Annotated in this window: 24 protein-coding genes, 3 tRNA genes and 1 pseudogene; 11 read left to right on the forward strand and 17 right to left on the reverse strand. The window is 39.1% G+C overall.

Annotated features, from left to right (window positions below; all coding sequences use genetic code 11):
* Window positions 1-77 precede the first annotated feature (77 nt).
* Entirely contained in the window at window positions 78-1,898 is a 1,821-nt protein-coding gene (locus OGY35_RS22990; protein WP_286633542.1) for a hypothetical protein, read from the forward strand.
* Between the two features lie 219 nt (window positions 1,899-2,117).
* Here OGY35_RS22990 and OGY35_RS22995 read toward each other — a convergent pair whose 3' ends face one another.
* A complete protein-coding gene (locus OGY35_RS22995) occupies window positions 2,118-2,423 on the reverse strand; it encodes a conjugal transfer protein TraD (protein ID WP_286633543.1) in 306 nt (101 codons plus the stop codon).
* Window positions 2,424-3,182: 759 nt separating this feature from the next.
* On the opposite strand from OGY35_RS22995, the gene mobQ reads away from it, so the two are divergent.
* Together mobQ and OGY35_RS23005 are read left to right on the forward strand one after the other, a co-directional pair.
* On the forward strand, window positions 3,183-4,688 hold the full coding sequence (mobQ, locus tag OGY35_RS23000) for a MobQ family relaxase (RefSeq protein ID WP_286633544.1): 1,506 nt from the start codon (window positions 3,183-3,185) through the stop codon (window positions 4,686-4,688).
* A gap of 125 nt (window positions 4,689-4,813) precedes the next feature.
* Window positions 4,814-5,566 (forward strand): abortive infection system antitoxin AbiGi family protein, encoded by a 753-nt coding sequence (locus OGY35_RS23005; protein ID WP_286633545.1) that lies wholly within the window; start codon window positions 4,814-4,816, stop codon window positions 5,564-5,566.
* A 114-nt stretch (window positions 5,567-5,680) separates the two neighbouring features.
* Here OGY35_RS23005 and OGY35_RS23010 read toward each other — a convergent pair whose 3' ends face one another.
* Window positions 5,681-6,211, reverse strand: coding sequence for an SEN1982 family lipoprotein (locus OGY35_RS23010; RefSeq protein WP_286633546.1), 531 nt, complete (start codon window positions 6,209-6,211; stop codon window positions 5,681-5,683).
* Between the two features lie 432 nt (window positions 6,212-6,643).
* Between OGY35_RS23010 and OGY35_RS23015 the strand changes: the two genes are divergently transcribed.
* Complete coding sequence (locus OGY35_RS23015) at window positions 6,644-7,117, forward strand: DUF4755 domain-containing protein (protein ID WP_286633547.1); 474 nt, start codon at window positions 6,644-6,646, stop codon at window positions 7,115-7,117.
* A gap of 38 nt (window positions 7,118-7,155) precedes the next feature.
* Window positions 7,156-7,533: an SEN1984 family lipoprotein gene (locus OGY35_RS23020; protein ID WP_286633548.1), complete on the forward strand. Its 378-nt coding sequence runs from the start codon at window positions 7,156-7,158 to the stop codon at window positions 7,531-7,533.
* Between the two features lie 48 nt (window positions 7,534-7,581).
* Here the strand turns inward: OGY35_RS23020 and OGY35_RS23025 are convergent, their stop codons facing one another.
* From OGY35_RS23025 to OGY35_RS23040, 4 genes are all read right to left on the reverse strand, one after another.
* On the reverse strand, window positions 7,582-8,193 hold the full coding sequence (locus OGY35_RS23025; RefSeq protein WP_072071808.1) for a TIR domain-containing protein: 612 nt from the start codon (window positions 8,191-8,193) through the stop codon (window positions 7,582-7,584).
* A gap of 16 nt (window positions 8,194-8,209) precedes the next feature.
* Window positions 8,210-9,646 carry an SIR2 family protein gene (locus tag OGY35_RS23030; protein ID WP_286633549.1) on the reverse strand — a complete coding sequence of 479 codons (1,437 nt, stop codon included), beginning with the start codon at window positions 9,644-9,646 and terminating at the stop codon, window positions 8,210-8,212.
* Window positions 9,647-9,927: 281 nt separating this feature from the next.
* On the reverse strand, window positions 9,928-10,884 hold the full coding sequence (locus tag OGY35_RS23035) for a hypothetical protein (RefSeq protein WP_286633550.1): 957 nt from the start codon (window positions 10,882-10,884) through the stop codon (window positions 9,928-9,930).
* A 232-nt stretch (window positions 10,885-11,116) separates the two neighbouring features.
* Window positions 11,117-11,386: a hypothetical protein gene (locus OGY35_RS23040; protein ID WP_286633551.1), complete on the reverse strand. Its 270-nt coding sequence runs from the start codon at window positions 11,384-11,386 to the stop codon at window positions 11,117-11,119.
* A 1,073-nt stretch (window positions 11,387-12,459) separates the two neighbouring features.
* On the opposite strand from OGY35_RS23040, the gene OGY35_RS23045 reads away from it, so the two are divergent.
* The 3 genes from OGY35_RS23045 (at window position 12,460) to OGY35_RS23055 (ending at window position 14,280) form a co-directional block, all read left to right on the forward strand.
* A complete protein-coding gene (locus OGY35_RS23045) occupies window positions 12,460-13,074 on the forward strand; it encodes a DNA-binding protein (RefSeq protein WP_286633552.1) in 615 nt (204 codons plus the stop codon).
* 159 nt (window positions 13,075-13,233) lie between these two features.
* A complete protein-coding gene (locus OGY35_RS23050; protein ID WP_286633553.1) occupies window positions 13,234-13,713 on the forward strand; it encodes a DUF4756 family protein in 480 nt (159 codons plus the stop codon).
* A gap of 162 nt (window positions 13,714-13,875) precedes the next feature.
* The gene (locus tag OGY35_RS23055) at window positions 13,876-14,280 is read left to right on the forward strand and encodes an H-NS family histone-like protein (protein WP_286633554.1); all 405 of its coding nucleotides are present in this window, start codon (window positions 13,876-13,878) and stop codon (window positions 14,278-14,280) included.
* A 111-nt stretch (window positions 14,281-14,391) separates the two neighbouring features.
* Here OGY35_RS23055 and OGY35_RS23060 read toward each other — a convergent pair whose 3' ends face one another.
* The 9 genes and pseudogenes from OGY35_RS23060 to OGY35_RS23100 all read right to left on the reverse strand — a co-directional run bounded on the left by OGY35_RS23060 (window position 14,392) and on the right by OGY35_RS23100 (window position 19,442).
* Window positions 14,392-14,853, reverse strand: coding sequence for a hypothetical protein (locus tag OGY35_RS23060; RefSeq protein ID WP_286633555.1), 462 nt, complete (start codon window positions 14,851-14,853; stop codon window positions 14,392-14,394).
* A gap of 221 nt (window positions 14,854-15,074) precedes the next feature.
* A complete protein-coding gene (locus OGY35_RS23065) occupies window positions 15,075-16,127 on the reverse strand; it encodes a DUF2971 domain-containing protein (RefSeq protein ID WP_286633556.1) in 1,053 nt (350 codons plus the stop codon).
* 175 nt (window positions 16,128-16,302) lie between these two features.
* Window positions 16,303-16,700: pseudogene (locus OGY35_RS23070) on the reverse strand (hypothetical protein).
* Between the two features lie 49 nt (window positions 16,701-16,749).
* On the reverse strand, window positions 16,750-16,992 hold the full coding sequence (locus OGY35_RS23075; RefSeq protein WP_286633557.1) for an H-NS family histone-like protein: 243 nt from the start codon (window positions 16,990-16,992) through the stop codon (window positions 16,750-16,752).
* A gap of 98 nt (window positions 16,993-17,090) precedes the next feature.
* Window positions 17,091-17,387, reverse strand: coding sequence for a hypothetical protein (locus tag OGY35_RS23080; protein ID WP_032217203.1), 297 nt, complete (start codon window positions 17,385-17,387; stop codon window positions 17,091-17,093).
* Between the two features lie 44 nt (window positions 17,388-17,431).
* Window positions 17,432-17,722, reverse strand: a complete 291-nt coding sequence (locus OGY35_RS23085; RefSeq protein WP_286633558.1) for a hypothetical protein — start codon at window positions 17,720-17,722, stop codon at window positions 17,432-17,434.
* A gap of 80 nt (window positions 17,723-17,802) precedes the next feature.
* Window positions 17,803-18,021 carry a helix-turn-helix transcriptional regulator gene (locus OGY35_RS23090; RefSeq protein WP_115058511.1) on the reverse strand — a complete coding sequence of 73 codons (219 nt, stop codon included), beginning with the start codon at window positions 18,019-18,021 and terminating at the stop codon, window positions 17,803-17,805.
* A 216-nt stretch (window positions 18,022-18,237) separates the two neighbouring features.
* Window positions 18,238-19,074, reverse strand: coding sequence for a DUF6387 family protein (locus OGY35_RS23095; RefSeq protein ID WP_286633559.1), 837 nt, complete (start codon window positions 19,072-19,074; stop codon window positions 18,238-18,240).
* Between the two features lie 278 nt (window positions 19,075-19,352).
* Window positions 19,353-19,442, reverse strand: a tRNA-Ser gene (locus tag OGY35_RS23100).
* A gap of 93 nt (window positions 19,443-19,535) precedes the next feature.
* Between OGY35_RS23100 and mtfA the strand changes: the two genes are divergently transcribed.
* A complete protein-coding gene (mtfA, locus tag OGY35_RS23105) occupies window positions 19,536-20,333 on the forward strand; it encodes a DgsA anti-repressor MtfA (RefSeq protein ID WP_152403930.1) in 798 nt (265 codons plus the stop codon).
* Window positions 20,334-20,433: 100 nt separating this feature from the next.
* Window positions 20,434-20,509 (forward strand) — tRNA-Asn (locus OGY35_RS23110).
* Window positions 20,510-20,545: 36 nt separating this feature from the next.
* Here the strand turns inward: OGY35_RS23110 and cbl are convergent.
* On the reverse strand, window positions 20,546-21,496 hold the full coding sequence (gene cbl, locus OGY35_RS23115) for an HTH-type transcriptional regulator Cbl (protein WP_286633560.1): 951 nt from the start codon (window positions 21,494-21,496) through the stop codon (window positions 20,546-20,548).
* 101 nt (window positions 21,497-21,597) lie between these two features.
* A complete protein-coding gene (gene nac / locus OGY35_RS23120) occupies window positions 21,598-22,515 on the reverse strand; it encodes a nitrogen assimilation transcriptional regulator NAC (protein ID WP_152403889.1) in 918 nt (305 codons plus the stop codon).
* A 327-nt stretch (window positions 22,516-22,842) separates the two neighbouring features.
* Here nac and OGY35_RS23125 point away from each other — a divergent pair.
* A tRNA-Asn gene (locus OGY35_RS23125) sits at window positions 22,843-22,918 on the forward strand.
* Window positions 22,919-22,969: the final 51 nt, after the last annotated feature.

Consider the following 22,969-nt stretch of genomic DNA (forward strand, 5'->3'; position numbering starts at 1 on the left):
CTATACGGACAGGTATTCATATACAATAAATTTCTAATCATATTTGATTAAAGATTTATAATTTAAGGACATACAATATGAATTATATAGATGAACATGATATAAACTACTCACGATATGGTTTTGAATCGCTTGCATTAGCTCATCCCGAAATAGATATAAAGGGATTATGGCATTGTGATTCAAAATATTATGTGTTGATTGAAAAGGATGGAATACTCACTGAGGATGACTTAAAGGAATTTGAAAAGATACAAGAAGAGCATCGTATTATTGGTAGCCCTAAATTATTACTAACACAAACACTCCCTAATAATGCAATAAAAATCGTAGGAAGAGAAAACTACGAAGTTGCTCTTTCTTTTGGCGCACCATACACAGATTCAGAGTTAGAAAATATACTTTATCAATATATAAATAAAAAATTTCATCCATTTAAATACACACTTAAATTACCATCTCTTCATCTGGTTTTGTCATTCCCAAGAAAATTGAGTGATGATGAAAAGTCAGAAATAGGAACAACATTATACAGCGTCGGTATTAAATATGTAATTGATTATTTAATAGATGATTCATTATTAAACTTTGATCTATCTGAAAAAAGACACTCTGATGCATTAGCGTTAATACCCAATAAAGCATTACCTAAAAGTGTCCCAACAAGAGTAAGAAACCAGCATGAAGAAGATGAGGATTTCTGGCTTGATAACAGAAGTTTAATTCTCACTTCATATGACTTCGAAAAAAGTAGTGCCCTTCCAACAAGTTTTAACAAAAAAAATAGTTGTTGTTTCGTTGATGCACAAATTTTTAAACCAGATAATATAAGAAACTATTTATCAGTTTATGAACGAGTAGTGATATCATATCCACTCATCGGACAAGACAATGACTTCTTAGACCATTTGAAAATACCGAAACAACATTTACTAGAGTTAATATCGAGAGGTAGAATTCAATTTGCATTACCACAAAACATAATAAGATATAACTTATCATTTCTTGAAGAATGCCTAAACACTAATCCTGAATGCATTATTCTGTCCAGACGATTGGCATCATCCTCAATTATTGACATCAGAAATAAAACAGGTTTTCTTGCTACAACATTTTCTTTCGAAGAAAAATTAAATATTCTCAAAACATTGAGGGCACTGGATGGCAAAATATTCAACTTATTTATCACGACTCTATCTCAAAATTGGCACTCAATGGAGATGAATATCCATGAGCGTGGAGCCATGGGTGTTTCAAACATTGGCATAGCCCCCGTCATGTCAGAGTTATTCAATAGGCAAGGACGAGACCTTCTTCTTGAACTATTATTTTCTGCTATGCCATTGGAGTGGGCGATGGCATTAAATGCTGATTTTTATCCATACCACAGCAATGAGCATTCACAATATAATGCTTCTGCATGTTGTTTATATGGATATAATGGTTTTAGAATAAATGAAGAGGCTATTGTAACATCTAAAATCGGTGAAATAGCAACAAGAATACTATCAATCGATAATGACATGTCAGCCTTAGAATTAGACGATGCAATACTTAAAGGTGATATTCCGAGGATAAGGGATTTTTCAAGATCGTTGTCTAACTTATCAAGTGAAGAGCTTGATATAAAAATTTACGAACTAAACAAAGAAATAAAAAAAATAGAAAATAAAGAAAGTAAACTTTCTTCATTAGACTTATGCGGACTTATAGCATCAACAATAGGTGTTTACGATGACAATCCATATATCCCATTTGGCTTTGCCTTTTTTAAAATAATCTCTAGCGTGTTAAATTCAAATGATATTAGCTCGAAAAACATCGATAAAATAAAGTCAACACTTTTAGGTACGCAAACTGAAACATTGTTAATAAAAAGAACTAAATCCAGAATGTAATTAGCATGCTTCTTTTGTAAATTAACATACATGTCATATTTCTACCATTATTTTTGGCATGTATGTTAAATAACAAGATATATTTAACTCTATCTGACAGACGGATGGATTATCCGGGAGATTTAAAAACAACATTTGTTATCACTACTACTGTCATTATTACTTCTCCATGGGATATTTATCATATCTGATAAAAAAGTAATAATGACGTAAATATTTTTATTTTTGTCTTCCACCCATTTGAGCGAGAAACTTCCTGCCTGCTTTTATATACGTTATTCTCTCAATGTCATTCAGGTCAGGTGCTGAAAGCAAAATCCCCATAACGAGTTCTTTATCCACCTGTTCGATATCGCAATGCATAGCTTTAGCCACTTCCGCACCAAGTATAATCTTTAGCCTTGTTTCAACTTTCTTTCGTTCTAATTTTTCCAGAGACTTAAGGCGGTTTAGTTCAAGCTGAGCAAATGCCACCTTTTGTTTTAATGTCTTTTCTGTTCTTGAACTTTTACTTTCATTATCCATACTACCTCCTTCGATTGTTATATCTTATTTTAATTATCACAAAGATAAATGACGTCAAATTTATAAGATGTTATAGTATTATGTGAATTGTTCATTTTAATATTATCTACAACCAATAGTATCTCTGGAAGATTGAGTTAAACTTCGCAGATATAAAAGTATTGCATCAAAAACACTCGTGGCTAAAATGACGACTTTTATTAATCAGGAAGATTTAAAATAAAATTGTGCAACACATTTGATAGTAATTACTAACTTAAAATACCCCGCACTCTCCGCGTTACTTATTTTTGCGCATTCGTGCTTTTATTTTCACCTGCCAATTTTTAACTCTATTTTCCAACCTCAACCTGTGAATTGTGCAACACATAACACTGTCTGTTTTATTCGTTTTTTCCATCAAATTTAGCTATCCCGCCTTACGGCGGGAATAATTAATACTTCTTTTGCCCTTACGGGCCTTTTCTTTACTCTTTTGTCCTGTGGACGTGAAACCTACACCTTTAATCCAGTTTGCGCCGCTTATTCCGGCATATTGTTTTACAACCATACATATATTTCGTATTAATTAAAAAGAGGGGCATTTTACATTGGCTTATTTTATTAAAGACAATGCCCACCTATACACTGCTACGCAGTGTGTGGGGTCTACCGACGGTTGCTGCCGCAGGCTAAAAGCAAAACCAAGGTCAACGTCAACCCCGAAGTTTTTCTTACGTAAAACTAACAGCAACTTATATATTTGAGGTAATGTTTTTAATGGCGATTTTTCATCTGGATTTTAAAATTGTGAAACGAAGCGAGGGCATGACTTCCGTTGCGAAAGCTGCCTACCATGCCCGTACACGTATAACAGATGATCGCATTGGCGAAACATTTGATTTCAGCCACAGAACAGATCTTCATGGTCATATTATATTAGCCCCTGTTTCCGCACCCTCTCACATTGTTGAAAGCTCCTCAGCACTCTGGAATGAAGTTGAAAGAGTCGAGCGTCAACAAAATGGTCAAACAGCCCGTTATTTTGATGTCGCTATCCCCGTAGAACTCAGCAATGATGACAAGAAAAAATTGGTTGCCGAATACTGCCAGAAGAACTTTGTTGATAAAGGAATGATTGCTGATATCGCATTCCATGACTTGGACAGTAAGAATCCCCATGCTCACGTCATGTTAACCCTGAAAACCATTGGTCCAGAGGGCTTCGGTAAAAAAGACAGAAGCTGGAATGATAAGAAGATAATGATCCAATGGCGTGAGTCGTGGGCCACCATGTCAAACAGCTACCTTGAAGCCGCAGGCAGTGAAGAACGTATAGATCACCGTTCTCTCAGGACGCAATGTGCCGATGCCCTTGCTCAGGCAGAAGAAGCATTCAGCGCTGAAGAGAAAGCATTCTGGCTTGCCAAAGCAACAGAAACTAACCGTCCAGCAATGCAACGTGTTCATCGTGCTAAATGGAATAACACCGAGTCTCAGGAACAACGAGCTGCTGAACAAGCTCAACGCGATCATCAAATTGAGGAAGCAAAGAAGGTCTACACCACATTCAGTGAGCTACCACTGGAGATCGTGGTTGATGTTCGCTCTTACTCTGTTTACCAGCTTCCTGAACCGGAAGAGATCGTTCTCCCTGACTACCCGGCAACAACAAAGCAGCAACCGACTCATGCAGAGTCAGAACCATACAGAAGACCAGCAGCAAAATCTTACCGTAATCCCAATAAGGTCAGTAAAGTAAATGTTTCAGGGAAGAAATCCCCTGTTCTGGTTGTTCCTGAACCAACTGCATCCACTAAATTGAAAACCCCATCTCTTCAAAACACCAGAGCGATGAACCGTGCTCCTGTGAGGAGTAGGAAACAGACCAAGCCCCGCCAGAATGGTTTGTTCAAGCGTTTCACACTACTGATAGTAGGATATATAAGAGAGAAATTTATCTGGGCCAAAAGGAAAGCAGATACCACTGATGCTGACCATGATAAGCGTATCGCAGAGAACTATGTCTATGATGAAGTGCTGGGTGTCAATGTTCCACGCTCGGAGTTTGAAAGACGCGCTAAGTTTAACAATGACCAGACATCACCAAAAGCAGAGTTCTGTGGAAACGAATCGGATAACGACAAGACCGTTCGTTTCCCAAGTCGTCCTCGTAAGGGAGAGAATTCTACCGATAGCAATATAGAAGTGACACCATTAATGCCGTTTGAACATAGTTGTGAACAATCACTAAAATCAAAACAGCCAAATTCAAGATTTAAATAACTATGGGAACACAAGGATACCATAATGCCCTGTGGGAAAGTGATGTATTATCATTAACAAAGTCATAAGTTCCTTTAGCAACTGTTTTGATATATAATAATTCATATTACTAATTGACGAGGCTCATGAAATTGACTAAAAGTCTATATCCAAAAACATTTTTACATTTTACGGATAAAAAATCCAAGTTGGAATCAATTTTAACTAATGGATATTTTAGACCCTCATATGCCAGAGAGACTATATATAATAAAGATGGTATGGCCCGACGCTTTGGAATACCGATGGTTTCCTTTTGTAATATCAGGCTATCTCTGTTATCCGAACATACAAAGAAGTATGGACATTATGGAATTGGTCTTAATGACGACTGGGCCTCAAAAAACAATTTAAACCCTGTATTATACATGAGTAGATATTCGGATGTGTTCACATTACTTGATCAGCAGATTAGAAAATTCAAGAATGATAAAGATATTGCGAATGAATATTCCAAAAATAATGATTATCAGTCTTTGATAAATATACTCCGTTATATGAAGAATCATACAGGACCACTAACGAGAGAAGGTAAAAAAGAAATTGACTATTGTTTTGCAGATGAAATGGAGTGGCGATTTGTTCCTACCCACCAAGAGGGGATAATACCAATAGCATTGCTCAGTAAAATAAACAGTACTGAAGAAAAGAATAAATATAATGATAAAATAAGAAATATTCATCTTGACTTTGGGATAAACGATATCAAATATATAATACTAAAAGACAAAAGCCAATTAAGTTCATTTATTAAAAATCTTGATAAGAACGGTCTCAAGGTCAACAACGAATTGATAAGTAAAATTTTCTACTCTTCACAGATCAATGATGATCTATAACATTAATCAATATAGCCTTGGCGTAGTATAAAACTGTAGCTAAGCAGCCTGTCAAATATGCCCCTGATCTACCTTCCGCAGAGCAACAGGGGCATCTAACGATCCGTCATTCCTTTAGTTGGCTTTCCAACCATTACTGGTCTTAACTAAATTCATTGCACCATCAGCAGGTTCATTCATTCCTTTAACGCTGGCGAAGGCTTTTTTGTCAATCCATCCCGGGACATTAACCAGTTTCCACGTATAAGACACGCGAACTACTTTCTGATTACCATTTCCCGGCTCAGTCCATTCCTTAATCTCGTCAACAGCACGACGACCAACACAGGCACCGTCTGCTGTGCTCCAGACTTTGGCTTTTTTGCCTTCCTCTGTTATCCCTAATACGTTCGAGTCATAACCCTGTTCAAAAACCATCAGGCCCTGCTCAACAAAGCCATCGAGGATCACTGAATTCGTCCCTGTGCCAGTCGAATCAAGTAGTGGCTTGGCAAGACGGATGGGGAAGCTGGTGTTATTGTTATCCAGCGAGAAGCCGTATCTGGTCTGCCCAATCTTGGCATTGATCGCTTTCTCAAAATCACCTTTCTCACCACATCCCGCCAGCGCCAGAGCCGCGCCAGCAACGAGTAAAATCTTCTTCATCTGCTTATCCATCCTGATAATCAAAGTGCCTAAATTTTTGACCTAATCCGGTCAGGGCTAGAGTTGTTGCGGGATCCGGCTGATATCACATGGCAAAACCACCGCTTAACCAATTGATAGGATTCAATTCTTTTAGCGTCTCGTCATATCGTTTAAAACGATCAAAAACAACCATATGATAGATTTCAACTATCATAAATAGATTTTCGATCGTCAATAACAATTAATAACCGATCGATATCGCACTTTAAATCGCTATAATCTATCAATAACTCATTATCGATCTTTTATATCGATCATAATTTCAAGTTCTGATAGCCTTGCAACGCCGAGACCGACGCCATGAGTTTGGTGCTGTAGGACGTATAAAACGAAGCAAAGCTCTGTGAGCGGGTTCAGTCTCTTTAACTCATTTACATGGAGGAAGTAAGAGTGGAAGCAGTAGGTATCATGTTTTTAGTGGTGCTCTTCGTCATTATCATGACCGCAGCAGATATACAGAAGAAAAAGCACTACAACAGCTTTACGGAAGTTCTGGACGGCGACATTCTTTCGTATGAATGCCAGCAGACAGGTATTGTAATTGATACTCAAAAACATACTGTCCGTATTTACAATAAAGATAAAGACAGCACATATACTTTTGATCAAATTCGAGAAATAAATTATACGCTTTCAGAGGGGGGTAAGTTTTACGGCAATGGAACATTACGAGGTATGAATAATGCGGCTATTGCTAACTGGAGAGAACAACTTTCAGCGAATAAACGGTCTGGCATAAATATTTTAACCGATGATATTAAAAATCCCATGTGGAAAGTTAATGTTCCCTTGAAGAATAAAACCACTTCAAACCAAGAACTTTGCGAACGCTGGCTTCTTGTTTTTAAACGATATGTTTTTTAATCCGTTTTCTTTATTTATTATCTACCTATGGGACTAAAATGAAAAAAATGCTTATTGCTGTATTGATTATTCTTCCACTTACCGGCTGCACAGTACATGGCAATAAATCCCTCACAGATGAAAATCATCAGACGGTAAAGCTAAAGATCGTCAAGGGGAAAACAACTGAACAAGAGATCCTTACCGCGTTTGGAGAACCACATACACGCGCCACAAATGATGGACAAGAGATGTGGAGCTACTCCAGTATGACGGGAGAAAGCCAGTTATCTAACTATATTCCCGGACTTGCTCTACTGACCAGTAGCAGTACTGCACACATTAAATCGCTTGATATCTGGTTTAAGGGGGGAGTTGTAAAGCGTTATAATTTTAGTCAGACAGCCAGTAAGACTTCACACGGCCTACTTGATTAATTAATATGTATATAGGCCACAAATATCTGTGGCCCTTTTCATTATTATCTATTTTTGTTTAGATAAATTGTAGGAACTTAATTTTTTAGATTTGTCATAAGCATTTTCAATGTATGAAGATAGATCTGCCAAAAACCGGTCTTCTTCTATCAATGAAATATATGAGCCTGTCAATTGATCATATGATTTACACTCAGGGCAACAATATTTATCTTCTGAAGTCAGATTAAATCTATTATTATTAATAATGTCATATAATTTAGTTGTATCAATAGTTCTTGATGAACATCCATCAGGATTGATTGAAGAAGATACTAACCAATCATAACTATTATTAACCTTCATTATCACACCAACAATGCCATTAGTTCGGGAGGTAGTTCCACCTCTCTTGTATTCTTTCAATGAATATTCAATTTCCCAGTCAATCCATTTACTTTTAATCATATTCGGAGAAATAATTACAATCAAAACAGATGTCCCGAAAATCATATTTTTAAGATTGTTCTTTATATTATCTACTGTTGTATTACTAATATCAGGAGACTCCGATGTCTCCCCTTTATAGTAAACAGCGTCATCACCTAATGCCTTGACAATTTTGTCTCTTAAATCCTGTGCTTCACTATATTTATATGATATGAATGTTTCATGAGCCATAGCTTCACCTAATATATTATTTGTTCAGTTTGTTTATGATTTTTATTACAGCTTCTATTGTTTTTTTTACCGAAAAATCTTTTTCAGTAAGCTCAGACAAATCATTATATATCCATTCATTACTTCCATAATATTTCTTAGGATCTTGTGATATTTGTTCAAATATATATTCAGACATATACCCGGTATTGGGTAAAGGAATTGGTACAAGACCATGTTGAACAGCAATCTCAAACTCTCTAAATACTCCCCTAGCATTTACTATATCATTATTATTCTCTTGTTTATTTCCAAAAATAAACAATGCAATACCACCAAGAGGAATCATTCTCTGTCTATACTCCTCCCAAAGTTCTTGAATATCTTTCCCCTTACTAACAGTTTGAGGAAATGGTCTAACTATAAGCTGTTCTTCTGATAATTTATCTGGCCTACTATAAATGGCATCCAACGCACCATTAATCACAGAACTTCCGACGCCCCATCCAAATCCATTCACTATCCTATAATTATTCTTTATAATCTCATATGATAATGTATGAATAAAGTCTAATGCTTTCGACCTTTCAAGATCCCCATATTTTTCTGCACTACCTGAAATAAATATCGTTTTCTTTTTAAATGATTGTTCTATTTTAGCTAGAATTATAGGGATGTCAGAATATTCATCTATTAATAATACTTGTATGCCAAATCTCTTGAGATCATCAATTCGCAGCTTTTGTTTTCTGATCTTGTACGTTACTGTTTCTTCATCATCTAGCGAATTATTAGCCTCATTCTTCATAAAACAATAATGTGTTCTCTTATCCCCAGAATGAGTATACAAACGACTCAAAATATAATCCAGATTTGGATCGGTAAAACTAAACCCTATAAATAGAAAAGTTTTTGATATTAAATCCCCGCTAAGTGCGGTAATAAATGAGGCGTGTGTTCTGTAGTATTTTTCATACTGCTCTTTATATAAAATAGCCTTGGAAGGAGACGAAATATCACCATGCATTTTATATACTATCGCATCTCGCTTAGGTCGGGTTGTATTTAAATCATCTATATTTCTTTTTATATCTGCAATCTTGTAAACTTTCCGTAGACTATCTTCAATTAAAGTGTCATAGTTTGTTGTCCAAAATGTCTTAATTGGTAAACGAGCAATTATATTATGAACTTCTGATGGTTCGGCTTGCTCAGAAAACTCTTCAATTATCTTCCTCGTGAGTTTTGTAGCCCCTTTCTTTTCATTAACATGAAATTGAGCAAGCGATATTAGATCGTCTTCTTTATTAATGTCTAAACTAAGCTCTTCTGCTATATCGCTAAGTAATTCTTTCCAATCGACATAACCTTGACTTTTAGACATCCCTGCGCCAGAAAAAATGGCAGCACAATCATTTTCAAGATCTTTAACAAAATCTTTTATGAAAACTTCAATTTCATTACTAAACGTCATTACACTTATCTCCATTTTATCTATTATTCCCAAAAGCAGAGAATAAACCTTTCAACCGGAGTTCATGAAACAGCATCTAAAAACATTTTGCTGAATACGTATAAAATTATACTGGATATAAAAACAGCTGTCGACAACTAAAACAATTCCAAATGGCATAGATAAAATTACATATAGAAATTATTCACCTCATCACATTCATAGGGGTGATATTTCGTCCAGCAATTTTACATTACAAAAAAATACAGATACATATTTACAACATTTGTTTTCTTAAAAAACTACAACACTGGAGGCGTAGCAGTTTTAATGTTACCAATACGTATGGGTAGCTTGCCTTCTCGCTGGCACAGCTTCTTAATGGATTGCCACTCCTTAGCTTCTGACTCCATGTGATCAGCGAGCGAATCAAAAGCACCTTCAGCTACGACTATGCTAGGTTCTTTATCTGTTTCATTGTCAGTCGAGTCCGCATTTGGTTTTTCAGCCAGTTCTTCTTCCAACCCAGCCAAACTGTCTTTCAGTTCATCAAGACTACTGGCGGCATCTCTTGGCGCATTGAAGAACAGCCCACTGATGAAGATAGCTTCCATTACCTCACTGAAAGAAAACGAGGTATCGCCATAAACAAAGCAGCCATGCTTGGAACTCTTCACCCCTGATACGTTCTTCTTCAACAATCCGTCCTTCGACGAAGTCATCAATGTCTGTTTGCTATAGAGGATTACAGGCAGATTCTTTATCTCATGAACATCACCACTGATACTCCAGCGTTCTTTATCTCCTTTGATAAAGCCGGAAGCATCACAGCTACTTTCTATGTCAAACTCATCAGTCGGGAACCGCTCGCGATTAAAATAGGTCGAAAAATCCTCCCCTTCTTCCATATCCTGACGCTTGTAAGCGCGATAAACCGAGCTTCGATGGTCAATTCCGATCCATTCAATATCCCATGTCGTTGGCCCGGACGGTTTTCTTACCTCATCTATGTAGGCCCCAACATCTCTGTTCAGATAAGCCGCTAACAGTGCTTTCCACGGTTCTATTGCCAAGAAGATACTTGCCAGTGTTGTTCCTTCTTCAATCAGAGTCGTATGATGGAAGAAGCGAAGAAGAAAAAAGGGATCGGTATTGGCTATCGTGTTCTGGATGGATAGCAATGGAACCGCCGAGGTTTCATCGTAATCGGACTGAAACCGCAGTATTGCATCGGAACAAAAAATTAATTTACCTTCCATCGCTCACCGCCTCCTGACTTTATCAGACAAAGCATTTTACCAGAACACTGCCACTTACCGCATTCGACTTTAACCTGATGCATGTTCATTGATAACTCTGGATATAGATTCAGGGGAGATATTGCCCCATCAATAACATACCAATATCTAACATCATTGACTATTTAATACCATACAGCAGGTTTGAGAAACATATATAATGCCTGTAAGATATTGGAACTAATAACTCATGTTATAACATCTGTGATTTTATAGTTTCTTCACTCATCTGTGTGAGTTCTGAAATCAAGCGAATATAAACATTCTTCAACCTGTCTTTATCACAGAGACTTACAGACTCTGATAATAGATAATAGCTATAATTATTGACACAAATATCATTACCGTTTTCAAGAGTGAGTTTTATTCTATGTCCAGTATCTTCTACTTTGTTTACAATACAGATCATAAATGGTGTTTTCTCATGGGGATGAAAGAGTGTTATCATTTTAATATTGTTCATTTGTTTTTTCCTTTTTTATTTATTATTACTTAATACTACATCACGATCGTGAAAATCAAATATATTTATGTTTTAACCATGATTTTTCTTCTTATTTTTAAACTACTTTTTGAAAAAATCTTTATCTCTGTGCTGACGCACGGCTACGCCCTGATACTGGCATTTATTCATTAACTTCGAGATTGTAGTATTTTAAAATAATCTATCTGATCATTATTGAATCTACTTTCACTATTAGGTTAGAATTAAGATCCTATGTTTAAACATAGTTTTTCCCTTTAGACATATAGCATTTACTCTTAAACGTATAGGAAAACTATATCCTTGGTAGCAGCACTTCGTGATTGTTCGCAACAATCACACTGCTGAACAGGGCTTGCCCCTGTTAATATTGGATTTATCCAAAAAAGATCGCGTCGAAGACGCACACAAAGTAAAAGGCAAATTAATTAATCTCTCACAATAAAAGCAGTGATTCGTGATTGTAGAAAACAATCACTCCGCTGTAATAACATAATAAGAAAAATAAACAGATTACACCACTGGTGCTATTTTCATAAGGCATAAATAAACTCCATCGCAAAATGTTTCTGAACATAACAATTAAGAAAAGTTTTAATGCCACTCATTTTCATTACTGAAAACTTCCAACGCCATTCATAAAACAGCAGGTGCCATTCAACAGGCACACATTCCCTTTTACTATATTAAACTTATTACTATATTACAGCCGTTATTTTTTATATAAAACAATAAATTACAGAAAAAAGGTTATAGATTCCTATAACTGTGGTTATCGATATCTATAACTCGGGTTATGGTTTTCTATAACCATGGTTAGCAAAATCTATAACTATAGTTCCGTACTGAAACTATTATTTAATAACTGGCGGACATTCCACGCTCAGTAAACTTATTCCAACCAGAAAGTAATAAAATTTTTATCCATCATACTCAATGGATAGCCCTCCACTATTTTAAAACTTTTTCCACTTATTTTTGACTTTGTTATTGACGATAGTGTTTAATCTGTTATGTATTAATAAAAACAACAATAAAAGGAAAAAAATACAATGACACAGATAGATTTCAAATCTCTTAACAACTTATCACCTTTTGAGCTAAAGCAGTATATTGATGATCACCATTTCACCTCTGAACAGCAAGTAAAGATATTCGAACATTATTACAGCACACATAAAGATATTACCAACATCTATTCAAGAAAAGAAAACATTAAATCTATCAAAAAGGATGTTGATTATGTCCATATGTTTACAAAAAACTTTCAGCAACTCGCAGAACTTGATATTTCAAAGAATGAACTGAAAGTTATCGCAAGGATCTTAAATATCATGGAGTTTGGAAACTGCTTTCATATCTCACAAGCAAAGTTATGCCGCGATTTAGACATTAAGAAATCAAATATGTCTCTTGTTTTTAAAAAGCTCAAAAAGAAAGGGATCATTATTGATAAAGATGGTGATCTCTTTATGAACTCCAACATATTTCTTAAGGGACAAGCGCACTCTATCAATGCCAAACAACGCCCTAATGTCAAAAAGGCGCAGGGATTTGTTGTTGATGAAAAGAGCGATTTGAAAACGTTTATACTTTTCGAACAGAGACTGATGAAAGTAATAAGATGGACAATAATAGTAAACCGTCCACCGACAATGATGATTTGAAACTACAGTTCCCGGAGAAGATACCTGAATGTCTATTTGAAAAGACAGAATAATCGCTATTTTATCAAAAATATTATATTGAATATTTCGCTATAATTTGACACTTACACTACACCTCGTAATATAAATACATCCACTATTTTATTGACGAGGTTTTATATGAGAAAAGTAAAAACAGACAACAGTGATTTAATCGAATATTTAGATACAATCAAAGAACTAAAAAAATATATTCCGATTGAAGAATACCGAAAAGAATATCGAATACTACGTTCTGATGATGTTCCATTGGTTAAGGCTCAAAAATTCAAATCTGCCCATACCGAACTTCGCAGGCTGGATAAACAGAGAGAATCTCTTATTGAATGCTTTATTGATAAATTAAATCCCATCAGCAGTTCAAAAGCTAACACATCAGCGAAATCATCGGGTAATCTTGATTTATTTAACGAACGTGTATTATACCGTAAGGCCTTTTCAGAAAAGAGTGATGAAGAAATAATTGCCTTAGTCATAAAACAGCGTACAGAAGCCGCTATTGAGTTCCAGCGTTCCATAGAACAAAGTCTTGAGCAACTTTCTCACATCTCATCAGAGTTCGAACCATCAAGCCAAAAGCGCAGAAAAATGTCTCTTTAAAGAACTATCTTATGTTATCCATGTCAAATAGGATGTTTTAAGATTGCTTAACCGACAATATTTACTATATTATTTACTGACAGGTATGCTTTTGACTGTTCAACAGCATTATATACATTAACCTTATTTAATCGCCCTTTTTAAAACACCGGACAACATACTATGAGTGAAGCTCTCAAGGCACTGAACAATATTCGTACACTTCGCGCACATGCTCGTGAAACAGATCTGGCAACTCTGGAAGAGATGCTGGAAAAACTCTCTGCAATCGTTGAAGATCGTCGTGAGGAAGAAAGTGCCGTCCGTATAGAACAAGAAGAACGTCAGGCTAAGCTTGAAGCTTTCCGCCAGAAACTGTTAGAAGATGGTATTGATCCATCAGAACTCCTTGCTGTTGTTAGCTCATCTCAGCCTAAAGCCAAATCGACACGCGCTCCTCGCCCTGCTAAATACAAATATACAGATGAAAACGGCAACGAGCAGACTTGGACAGGTCAAGGCCGCACTCCTAAAGCGATCGCTGCTGCTATCGAAGCTGGTAAAACGCTGGAAGACTTCGCGCTCTGATCACAATAAAACCGTCAACCTAATTTGGCGGTTTTGCTCTTTCTCAAAGAAAATACTACGGGCTACTTCAAGACAAGAAGCATCCACACTGCATACACCATGGCAGATGGTTTACAGAGTGGACTTTCGGGTTGATTTTAGCTCTTTCATAGCAGAGTGTGGTAGACATCGACCACCAATAATAGAAGAGTAGCTGCGACCAGTATCATCAGTTATCTGGCAACAGCATTGGAAAGGTTCACCGGATGTTGAACATTCATGCAGCCAAGTATTTTCCACATTAGCGCCGAAATCGAGCATGATGCTGGCTTCATTAACCCAGAAGTCAGGAATTTGCTGTTTTCTTAGCAGATCTTCGAGCATACCAGTGTAATGATACACAATATAACGTTGCAAACTAGAGATGGTGTCGGTCTTAGGTATGAGAGAAAACCTCATCGAAGTAACGCCGGTATCGATAGCCAATGCTTTTAACTGCCCAATAGCCCAGTATCCTCTGAAGTCGTTGTTTCGACTAACAAAGCTCCCATTGATAGCGTTAACTATTCCATGAAGTTCAATTCGACGTGCCATTGCTATTCCCTGATTACTTGCCAGAAACAATAGCGAGCATAAGCTTTATTGATACCCCTTGCCAATCATTAATATGATTTTTCGTGGTATTGAACCACTATCAGTAATTAACAAGCAGCAATCGAGGGCGAAAGCGGATATCCCCCTTAATTTCGTAATGTAGTTGCAAGAAAATTTTACGCATAAGTAGTAAGTTGCTAGTTATAAATTGCCGTAGGATTTCATTTTTCAACTAAATCAGAGACCTCAACGTTTCCATAAATATTATGTTTAGCCACACGTAATTTTAAATGAGAAAGCTCATCATTTTCGTTAACTAATCTAATAATGGTTGCCATATCTGATTCACTCATACTGTAACCAAAAACGATAGATTCAAAAGCATCAAATGGTATTTTTTTTAGGTTAATCTCAGAGTATTCCTTGAAAATGCTAGATTGTTCAAATGGAAAATCATCTCCAAAGTCTGGTTGAACTAATGGTCCTATTTTCTTTTCACAGAATGTCAAAGGGCATACGATTCTACTTTCATCTTCGGAAGACCATTTTTCGGCTTTCGAATATAGTAATCGGTCTGATAAATCAAATACATCAATATCACTTCCATAGAGTGATTGCATAATATTTAGCGGATTATCAGAATCAATATTATCAAATTTTTTTAAAGGGGTGCCATTTATTCTCATCATACCTTTATAGTATGTGAGAGAAGCCCTTTTGTCTGCAGTGTAACTGACATCTTTAGGTGGTAACTGATTAAAAAAAGGATGGTTTTCATTGAATGTTATAGCCAACCCCTGACCTTCACTAGCATAATGTGTCCACATAAGTTCGTTTGTGTCAGATTTTGAAAGAGATAGAATCCCTAAGTGACAGCTTAATGCTTCAACCAAAAATGCATTAACTTTCTCTGCGACTTTAGTTAATTGAGTCAGGTCATATTCATCCATTGATTTAAAACCTTCTCGATGTACCATATGCGGAAAACTGTCACCATATCTAGAACCGCAGGGTTTTAAAAAGAAGTTTTCTAACTCTTCATTTGAGGGAGTATATGACGGATTTAGTTGTATTTTATCATGTTCTCTCTTTGCCCAAGAATAATCTGCGGGAGAGAAGCGATTGAAATATGGCCATAGTCTGGCTTCACTACCTTTATCGTTGAGATATTTAGGCTGAGTCATTCTAAATAAGCCGTTGGATATAAACTCGGTTCTTGGTGAAAAACCATTGGTTTCTTTATTAAAAACTAAACCATAGTATTTTACTAACATCCTCCCCCCTTAATAGATATAACCATATAGTGTATTACGTATTATACGTTTTTATAGATATGCACATTTATCATAAAGCCATGTAAGAAGATCGGCTTCTTGCATACACCCAACCGCAAGAACCATTTTACATAGCTACGCATTAGCTTGTGACTATAACTATTTAAAAGCAACACTATTTCTTTACTTTTGAAATTAATTTTTCCCATAAAGATTGTTTTTATTCGTCAGTGATGATTTCGCCCATGATGGATTCATAAGATCACTTGGTAATAAATATTTATGATCATCATCATCAACGACAACAGCATTTAGCTTCTCAGCTACTTGCAACATTTTACAGTAAAGGGCTTCGTCAGGATGCTTTGTTGAAATCCTTCCATCATCCCAGCCAAGCCAAGGCTCATCATGTTCACTCTGAGCGCTCCATATAGCATAAGAATCACCGTTAACGTTATCTACTGTTAGTTCTTCGTCGTCATTAACAAGCTGGAGCCATTCTTCACGGCTTATTGGATCACTTGCGCTGTCAAACCAACATTCTGTTCTTACTATGTGAAGCTCCCAGCCCATAACCACCTCCATGTTTTTGATGTAGATACATTATTATACAGAACTCTTATCAGTCAATGAGATCTTCTGGTGAAACCCGATCACATGCCATTTTATCAAGCAATCTTCGTACTCTTTTCATTTTGATCTTATGTGCCTTTTTCTCACCAATTTCCTGATAGTATTCTTCACGACGTTCGTTGACCACTCTCCTGAACTTCTTCAAAAGCTGTTCCAATGTTTTGATGTCGGTAGTTGCGGCTTCAGCTTGGATTTTTTTATACATATACATCACATGAAATTCATCAATCATTTTTGACTCCTTGGATAGAGTTTTTTTACTATCATTTTTAGTTCTCGAATCAGGTTTGTTATCAGCCCCAAGAAGGGGCCGATAGACCTCAGAACATATCAACATATTGATTCTGCCAGAACAGTGTAATGCATTTTGGCTAATGCCTGCTTAACCCCTTTAAAATCCACCTCAGACAGTTTTTCAGCAGCGTTCTTTTTCCATGCTTTTTTCAGAAGATGCTTCTCAGCATTTCTCATCGCCAAATCGATTAGCCTACAGACAAACTCATGATCCATTACATGCGTTATAATCATATTGCTGGTCGTTTTATCCTTTGAGTTAAAAAGCTCCGCATAGATATGCAAGGACACAACATAAAAGATTTCAGTAGTTTTATTTTTAAATGTATTCATTGATTTTTCCTTTTGGTTAATATTAAAAATGAAATGCTGTAGTATTAGCGGTATACACATTTATAGACAATCCAAAGCTGACGAAGGTGTTGCTTTACCTTACTGTGGCTTACCTCTCCATAGATCCGATTCCTTTTGCCTTCTTCGGTGTCATCATAAAAATGATATCTCGTTTTTTTAATGATACTTTCCATAATGTCATTCATATTATATTTATTGTTGATAAAATAATAAAAATCATCTGGTGCATTCCTATGCAATCCGTCCATATAGCTCCTGAAATAATATTCGGCTTGTTCAATAAACTGTTTTGTCGTAATAAGTTCTATCTTCATAATATTCTCCATTATTGTTTAGGATAATAAGATTCCCTGTGTGAACAGTTATCTGTTCGACACGAGATCTTGTTTCTTTTTTATGCAGTGTTCTGGCGTGAGTTTCGAATAGTCGCGTCAATCCATTCATCAATCTCACTTTCAACAAAAGCGACACACCTCGGACCTATTTTTACTCTGTCTGGAAAGTTTCCTTCCTTAATACGTTCATATAAAGTCGTGCGACTAAATCCCACCCGATTTAAAACATCAGGAACGCGGATAAATCGTTTAACGCTGGTTTCAATATTTTCTTTCATTGTCTGTCCTCTATTATTGTAAGTAATCTCTATGAGATTTCGCTTTTCTCTATGTTGTTTCGACGTGAACAATGATAGCGATTTTGCTTATGACAATTTAGGGACGTTCAAAGAAGTTTTTTTTGAAAAATTCGAAGGGGCACGGATGGAAAGATAACGGTTAATGCTGAATGCGATCACGTTCGCACTAAGCGAACGTAACCCTTTTTACTTGGCTTATTTTTTCTTATTCCTGTCGTCCTCCACATGCTTTTCAACAGGGGAGTCTTTCAAGTGGTTGTTTTCCATCATGTAATCTTCAAGCGATTTCAGATAGCTCGTATCCGTCAGAAAAGCCATTGCTAACGGGTAATCTGTAGCCTTGAGCATTCCTTCATCACGATCGTTGTCGCTGTCCTCATGAAGCAACGAGGAAATCAGTGAAAGCGGGATTTTAATGCCGTTATCTTCTCCCCAGAAGATCAGGTCCATCATCGGGATAAGACGATATTCAATAATTTTTCTGAACGTGCTTTTGCCGAAACGATACTCTCTTGGAACTGGAGACGTCATCTTAAGCTGTCTCTTCCATTGGGGGATCAACACTTTCAGATGTTCAATGATCTCTTCGGTTGATGCTTCTTCCAGATGAATATCGACAGTAATACGTGAAAGATTATTAAGGGATGTCTCTTTTAGATACTCGGACAGAAATTCAGACTGGCTTAACCCAGAGAGTTCAGATGTGGCTTCGGTTAATGCCAGCGTTTTCGCATAAAATTGCGCATGGCTTCGTGTCGTAGGGTTTACCGCATAGGTTCTGGCAAGCTCATGTCCAATGATGGCAGTATCACCACTGAAAAAGATTTCACCGCTGAGGATCTTGTTGCGGTAATCATCCAGCATTAATCGGTTAAAGGTAGGTATGGTGTTCCGGCTCAACAACATTCTGTAAGCCAAGATGCGCCGCTCAACCTCAACATAAAACTGCTGTAAGGTGAGTTTCTCTATCGCCTCATAGCGTTCAACATCAAACCATGCTTCCAGTGCTTTCCTGATTTCACTTCTTTTCATCCATCCTCCAACAATCCATTTCCTTTGATATATCTTCACAGGATCCGTTTGGAACAATTGAAGTTCAACTGTTTTGTCATCAGAGACGGGGGAATGGCTAAGTTGTTGTTAAGAGTGTGAACTCGAGAGCATAAAAGTGGATGCCCGACGCGCGGCAAAATGGTAAAAAACAGCATCAGTAGTAAGAAAAATTGAGCGAGAGAAAGGAATTTTAATGCAGGGATTTATGCATGACAAAATCAAAAACGCTTTGTAAGTGATTGATTTTGTTGAATGATTGGCGGAGAGAGGGGGATTTGAACCCCCGGTAGAGTTGCCCCTACTCCGGTTTTCGAGACCGGTCCGTTCAGCCGCTCCGGCATCTCTCCGTTTTGATGGTTGCCATCATGCCAGGTAATTTGGCATTTTAACAGACCCTGTCCCTTCAATTTTGTTCAAGTGACGAGTTTGCGAGCAAAACGATGATTAAGTGGCCCTGGAAAGCACAAGACTCCGCGCAAAATGAATCTGCCCAGTGGGAGGAAGCCCTTGCGATCCCCCTGCTTGTGACCTTGACTGCGCAAGAACAAGCCAGACTCATTGCGCTGGCAGAGCGATTCCTGCAACAAAAAAGGCTGGTCGCCCTTCAGGGTTTCGAACTCGACTCGCTGAAAAGCGCGCGCATCGCTCTGCTTTTCTGTCTACCGGTTCTGGAACTGGGTATCGAATGGCTGGATGGTTTTCATGAAGTGCTGATCTACCCTGCTCCCTTTGTTGTCGATGACGAATGGGAAGATGATATTGGCCTGGTCCATAACCAGCGCGTCGTTCAGTCCGGACAAAGCTGGCAGCAAGGGCCGATCATCCTGAACTGGCTGGATATTCAGGACTCTTTTGACGCCTCAGGATTTAACCTGATTATTCATGAAGTTGCCCATAAACTGGACATGCGCAATGGCGATCGCGCCAGCGGCATCCCGCTGATTCCTCTGCGGGAAGTGGCCAGTTGGGAACATGACCTACACGCTGCTATGAACAATATTCAGGATGAAATTGATCTGGTCGGTGAAACCGCGTCGAGTATTGACGCCTATGCGGCAAGCGATCCGGCGGAATGTTTTGCCGTCCTGTCGGAGTATTTCTTCAGCGCCCCGGAGCTCTTTGCGCCACGGTTCCCCGCGCTGTGGCAACGCTTCTGCCAGTTTTATCAGCAGGATCCCCTGCAACGCCTTCGTGATAGCGAAGACGATGACTCGTATAACCCCGCGCAGGTTCACTGATCCCTCGCATTGAGGATTAATTAACCACTTGAAAAGGCGTGCTAATTTTACTGTTGACACGCCGTAGTGAGGTCAGTATCATGCGCCTCGTTCACACGATTCCTCTGTAGTTCAGTCGGTAGAACGGCGGACTGTTAATCCGTATGTCACTGGTTCGAGTCCAGTCAGAGGAGCCAAATTTAAAGAAGCCCGCTTTTTAGCGGGCTTTTTGCTTATATCTGATAATCAATCGCGACGTCATCAGGCTCCATCACCTGTCGCTTTATATCCTCCACGGACAGTCCCGCATTGCAGAGTTCGATAAACCGCCAGACATAGTTGCGCTGGAGTTGCCCACGTTTCAGTCCCAGCCAGACGGTGTTAGCGTCAAACAGATGCCGGGTATCCAGACGCATCAGCGTCCCCTCTTCCTGTTCACCGCTGGATTGCTCCGCCACCAGACCAATCCCCAGTCCTAACGCGACATAGGTTTTAATCACATCAGAATCCTGCGCGCTGAGAACAATATCAGGCAGCAGCCCCTTGCGGGCAAAGGCTTCATCAATGCGGGAACGTCCTGTGATCCCTTGTCGATAGGTGATCAACGGCCAGTGGGCTATCGACTCCAGCGTCACCGGCGAAACCTGGCTCAACGGATGATTGTGCGGCACTAACAGGCTATGATGCCAGCGGAACCAGGGGAATGCGACCAACAGAGGATCGTTGCTCAGGCGTTCACTGGCGATACCAATATCCGCCCCGCCATTTTGCAATAGCGTCTCTATTTCCTGCGGCGTCCCCTGGATTAATTCCAGACGGACTTCCGGGAACAATTCGCGGAAGGCTTTAATCACACCCGGCAGGCTGTAGCGTGCCTGCGTGTGCGTCGTGGCGATGGTTAACACGCCAGAGGTGTCATTGGTGAACAAATCCGCCAGTCGCCGTACGTTGCTGGCTTCATTGAGAATGCGCTCGGCAATGACCAGCAACGCCTTACCTGGTTCAGTCATTCCAAGCAGACGCTTACCCCGACGGATAAATATCTCGATCCCAAGCTCATCTTCTAACTCACGAATATGCCGACTTACCCCTGACTGCGAGGTAAAGAGCATATTGGCGACTTCCGTCAGGTTGTAATCCTGACGTGCTGCCTCACGGATAATTTTAAGCTGCTGGAAATTCACTCGTTGCTCCGGATACATCAGACATGCTGCTATTGTTAGAGTCTGATGTCCGGCATAACAAATAATAAAAACCCGTATCTTATTCCATCATGGAATAACGCTTAGCTGACCAACTGCAACTCGCGGTTATCCAACGCTGGGCTGCTGACCAGCGACATCAGGATCTCTTTCACCGCCTGTGCCTGTGGCGACAAACTCCCCCTAGCCGACATATTCAGCGACAGCGACAGACTCATCGACGGCGAGGTAATGCGCGCCATCCAGCCATTCGCCGCGCCACACAGGGAACGCGCGGCGGATTCCGGCAACACCGTCACGCCCATGCCGCTGGCAATCGCCGCGGTCAGCGTGGCTATCGACTCAATTTCGCCAATGACTTTCGCCGTTAAACGACGCAGCGAGAAGGCTTCATCGACCCGCAAACGGACTGCGCTGTAGTCGCGAGGGAGAAAAAGATTCATCTGTGCGACAGCGGTAAGATCCACGCTCTGTCCAGGGCAGTCACGGGTACCGACAAGGAAGAGGTCTTCTTTTAACAGAGGTTGACTGGTAATACCTGCCAGCGGGGAACGCTCATAGAGCACCGCCATATCCAGTTGACCATTCAGCAGTTTATCGTTCAGTACGGCACCGCTGTTTTCATGCAGATACACCAGCACTTCGGGCAATTCTGCTCGCACCGCCTGCAAGAGCGGCATGGTAACCGACGACGCAGCCGTCCCCGGCGCAAGACCAATCGACACCTGCCCCGTTAAGGTCTGTCCAACGTTATAGACGGCTAACTGTGCCTGTTCGCACTGACGAAGGATCGTCCGCGCATGCGTGTAGAGAATTTTTCCTGCTTCAGTGGGCGTCACACCTCGTTTGGTGCGAATTAACAGTTGCTGATTGAGCTCACCTTCCAGTGTGGCAACCTGCTGACTCAGCGCGGGTTGTGCGATGTGCAATACTTCAGCGGCCTGCGTCAGGCTACCAATATCGACAATTTTCACGAAATATTTCAATCGTCTGAAGTTCATTTTGCCTCCTGTCCGGAATGCCAGAACCTGTGCTGGCAGTGATGTCAGGAGAGAATTGCAAGATGCTTGCCAGTTTCGGATAAGATCAAAAATTCGCGTTAACCACCCGTAAAATAAGCATTTATGATTGTTATCGGTAATATCGATTTCAGTCAACGTTTTCCGATCTGCCCCATCCGGGGTAGGCTCGCACCAGAATGGGGCAAAACCGGCTGGAGATCGAAAGTTCGCCGCTTTGCTGGTTTTGTCAGCAAACAGACGCACAATCGCATTTCCCCCTTTGACAACCCCAATTGTCGTCGTTAATATGCGCCTCGTTCACACGATTCCTCTGTAGTTCAGTCGGTAGAACGGCGGACTGTTAATCCGTATGTCACTGGTTCGAGTCCAGTCAGAGGAGCCAAATTTAAGAAGCCCGCTTTTTAGCGGGCTTTTTGCTTTTCCGTCTTCAGAT

It is taken from the genome of Citrobacter sp. Ct235 (genome assembly GCF_030332305.1).
GTDB lineage: Bacteria > Pseudomonadota > Gammaproteobacteria > Enterobacterales > Enterobacteriaceae > Citrobacter_A > Citrobacter_A telavivensis.